This window comes from Lysinibacillus sp. fls2-241-R2A-57 (assembly GCF_030209535.1).
In the GTDB taxonomy this organism is placed as follows: domain Bacteria; phylum Bacillota; class Bacilli; order Bacillales_A; family Planococcaceae; genus Lysinibacillus.
On record NZ_JARVRU010000031.1, the window covers coordinates 1 to 3,442 of the forward strand.

Annotated in this window: 2 protein-coding genes and 1 pseudogene; 1 reads left to right on the forward strand and 2 read right to left on the reverse strand. The window is 34.2% G+C overall.

Features of this window, described 5'->3' with window-relative positions:
• On the reverse strand, nucleotides 1-539 hold a 539-nt coding region (locus tag QRN68_RS06355; protein ID WP_285395914.1), incomplete at its 3' end, for a M15 family metallopeptidase.
• A 785-nt stretch (nucleotides 540-1,324) separates the two neighbouring features.
• Between QRN68_RS06355 and QRN68_RS06365 the strand changes: the two are divergent.
• Nucleotides 1,325-1,480 (forward strand): annotated as a pseudogene (locus QRN68_RS06365) (transposase domain-containing protein); the annotation flags it as partial.
• 111 nt (nucleotides 1,481-1,591) lie between these two features.
• On the opposite strand, the gene QRN68_RS06370 reads toward QRN68_RS06365, so the two are convergent.
• Nucleotides 1,592-2,725, reverse strand: a complete 1,134-nt coding sequence (locus QRN68_RS06370) for a Fic family protein (RefSeq protein ID WP_285395917.1) — start codon at nucleotides 2,723-2,725, stop codon at nucleotides 1,592-1,594.
• Nucleotides 2,726-3,442 lie beyond the last annotated feature (717 nt).

The window sequence follows — 3,442 nt, forward strand, 5'->3', positions numbered from 1 at the left end:
GATCCATCAGATCCACTAACGTCAATTGCTAATCCTGATTGATGTTCGCTTGTTCCAGGAACAGCACTATATGTTCTTGCTTGTTCGATTCCATCTTTTTCAACATAATTATTAAATAGGGTTGTTTGAGTTTGAGAAGAACGATAGGCTGAAACACCTGCTAGATGAATATTCTGTTTATTGGCCGCATGGAACATTTTTTCGAGATACTTCGCAGCTTCTTCTCTCATCATTCTTTTTTCTATTTTTTCATTAAATATAAATGGAACATTTGGATAAACGAGATCTTTCGGTTCATAGCCTTCCGGAAAAGCATACTTTTTATTGACAAGAACAGTGATACTTTCAGGATCAGCAACAGTGAGTACTCCTTGTTGGATTTGCTGGTTGCTTTGTTGGTTGCTTTGTTGGTTGCTTTGTTGGTTGCTTTGTTGGTTGTCTTGTTGTTGATTTTGTTGTTTGACTTGTTCACTTCTAGAACAGCCAGAAACAATTAGAATCATCATTAGTAGTGCAATTGTGACTATTTTTTTTATCATATTTATATGACTCCTCGTATATTAGTAGTAAGAGTTCTTTCCGATAGAATTTCCAGTTGATCCGGACAACTGGGGGATCTGTTGGAATTTCTATAGGAGATAGTCGTATTTTGGCTCCTTCACTCTTATTATGTTGTACCTATGTTTGACCCTGGTTTACACGAGGGACCAAGAGGAACCTTTCATTTTTTCGCACGAAAAATGAAAGGTTTATTTTAGTGCGCTTAAAAAAGTTTTTAGATGCTTAGAATCTTAAGAGTTTCCAGCTTCGATGTTATGGTTGACATATCACCACTGGGCTTTCTTAAAAATTACTTTTTTTGTAAATAAATAATGTTCTTAGTAATGTTTTTTTCGTATTTTATCTCCATTTCATCAAGATAGTACTAAGTATAAATAATAATTATTAATAAAAACTAAGGAGATTTCTTAAGATTTAATGAAAAAAAGCAGGTAATGTGTTTGACTTTGGTTGTTCATACACACGCTTATAAATACTATCTTCTTTAATATAATGTCCGTTTTACTGGCCAAACGATTTCAATCTCAGCTAATTTAAAACCAAGCCCCGTAGAAATATTTTCTAATGGCTCCAATGTGGCTTTATGAATATAAATGGCGCGACTTCCTGAACGCTCAGCACATTTCAGCGAACAGGTTACCTTTGCACATTAAAACCGATTGCTATTGTTCTAGATTTGACGAAAGCTTATCATACATTCGCAAAAAAGATATTTCCCACTTGATGTAACGTTTGCCAACTGTTGGGCGCATGTGCAACGATACTGGCTGAAACGGCAAAAGCAAACGGCATCGATTTCTATCAATACCTAGTGACGTTAATGACAGAATTGCCAAATTTACCGATTCACCAACAGCCAGAGATTTTAAAGAATTACATCCCTTGGTCGAAAAATATCCAAGCTACATGTGCAAAATAGCCATTTATCTGAAATTTTTTCAGATAAATGGCTATTCGTTGTGCGTACCAAAAAGGTCCGCTTTTTTATATTTCGGGCTTACTGTAGAACTGCTCGTATTAAAAAAAATGGTTAGTTGTTTAATAAATCTAATACATCATAATTAAAATACTCAATGTTTCTTTTTTGAGATTTATCCTTAAAAACAAGTCCTTTTTCATCTAATATATTTAATACTCTTCTTGCTGTAGTTGGAGCAATGTTGAATTGTTCAGCAACCTGTACAGCAGTTGTATTTGGGTATCTGAATGTTAGTAAATAAACTTGTTTTTGAATATGCGTATCACATTTTTTCATACCTTCCATGGCCATTATTTCAGCTCTATCTAACAATATATTTAATTTATCAGCCATTCGTTGAGAAGCATCTAAAAAGAATGATAACCAATTGAACCAATTTGGTTTTTCTCCTCTAGTTTCATTTAAAAGATGATAATATCTAGCACGTTGTTTTTCTAATTCTTCACTAACGAAGAAGATAGGACTGGAAATTTGTTTCGATTGCATCATATACAAAGCGATAATAATTCGACCTAATCGTCCATTTCCATCTAGGAATGGATGTATAGATTCGAATTGGGCGTGAAGAATAGCTACTTTAAGTAATGGATGTGAATCTTCATCAAGAATGAAGCTGCCTTGAGTTAAATGAGAAATACTCATTTTCTCACCATATGGATGTTTATTGGCATATGTTTCCCAATTCTCTAAGTAGTCTTCAATATCACTGGCTAGAATAGGGATATAAACAGCATCTTCAAACCTTTTTGTAGGTCCAATCCAGTTAGGAACTTTCCTGAATTCCCCTTTAGCTACATTAGTCCCCCTTGCTGCTCCATCCATTAAAATAGAGTGAAGCTCAAGTATAAGTCGTGTAGAAAGAGGATAGCCATTTTTGATTCGCTCTTGCCCTATTGTTAGAGCTTTTTGGTAATTTAAAACCTCAATGTGTTCCCACTTCTGTTCAGATTTATGACTTTGTTCAACCATATCGGTAAAGGTTACTCGTGTTCCTTCAATTCTTGTTGATTGAACAGATTCCTTAAGTGCAAGTGTATTTTTTAAATCACTTTTTAAAATAGAACGCTTAAATTTTTCATCTAACCGACCAATTTCAGAGGAGATATTTGCCAACTTCATAAACAAATTTGTAGCCTGGTGAGATTCAATACTCACGGGTAATCTTTTAACACCTTGGATAGCCACTAAAATCCCTCCTTAAGATTATAATTTTAAATTTTGAACTTAATATTAAGGTTATACAGTCTTTAGAGATAAAATATACAAAAAAACAACTTAATTTTTTCTGTTTATGGTTTGATAATATAATTATCAATTGTGCACCCAATCACTTTTCGGGGCACCTTTTAGTTTAATAGAACATTCGGTGTGAAAAGGTAACGCTTTGATATTCATTTATAATCACTATCTCTACCACCAGAAACGAAAACGGCTTGAGCCCTTTAGAATTCAGGGTTCAAGCCGCTTAATATATTTTTATTATTTCCGTTGTCCACTTGAAAGGAAGCAGTTCGAAACAGTAAATGTTTTTTATAGTTTTAATTTTATCTATGGAAATACAGCGGTTTTACAAAACAAGGAAACCAAATTTCAGCTTCTACTAATTGAACGTTTTTATGAGATTGAAACTGTTTTTTGAAAATGAACTATACTTCGCTTGAGGTATTTCTTGAGAACTAAATATAGGTTCATCACCAAAAGTTGTGGATGACATTTATAAAAATATATGCCCTGTATAGTAGTTGATCTTCGTTCCTGCTAAACAGCAACAATTGTTTATCTGTGCGAAAGCGAAGCGGCAGCAACAATTGTTTTATCTGTGCGAAAGCGAAGCGGCAGCAGCAAAATGCCTGCCGGAACGGAAATCAACCACACGCTATGGTGATGATCCAATTGATAGAG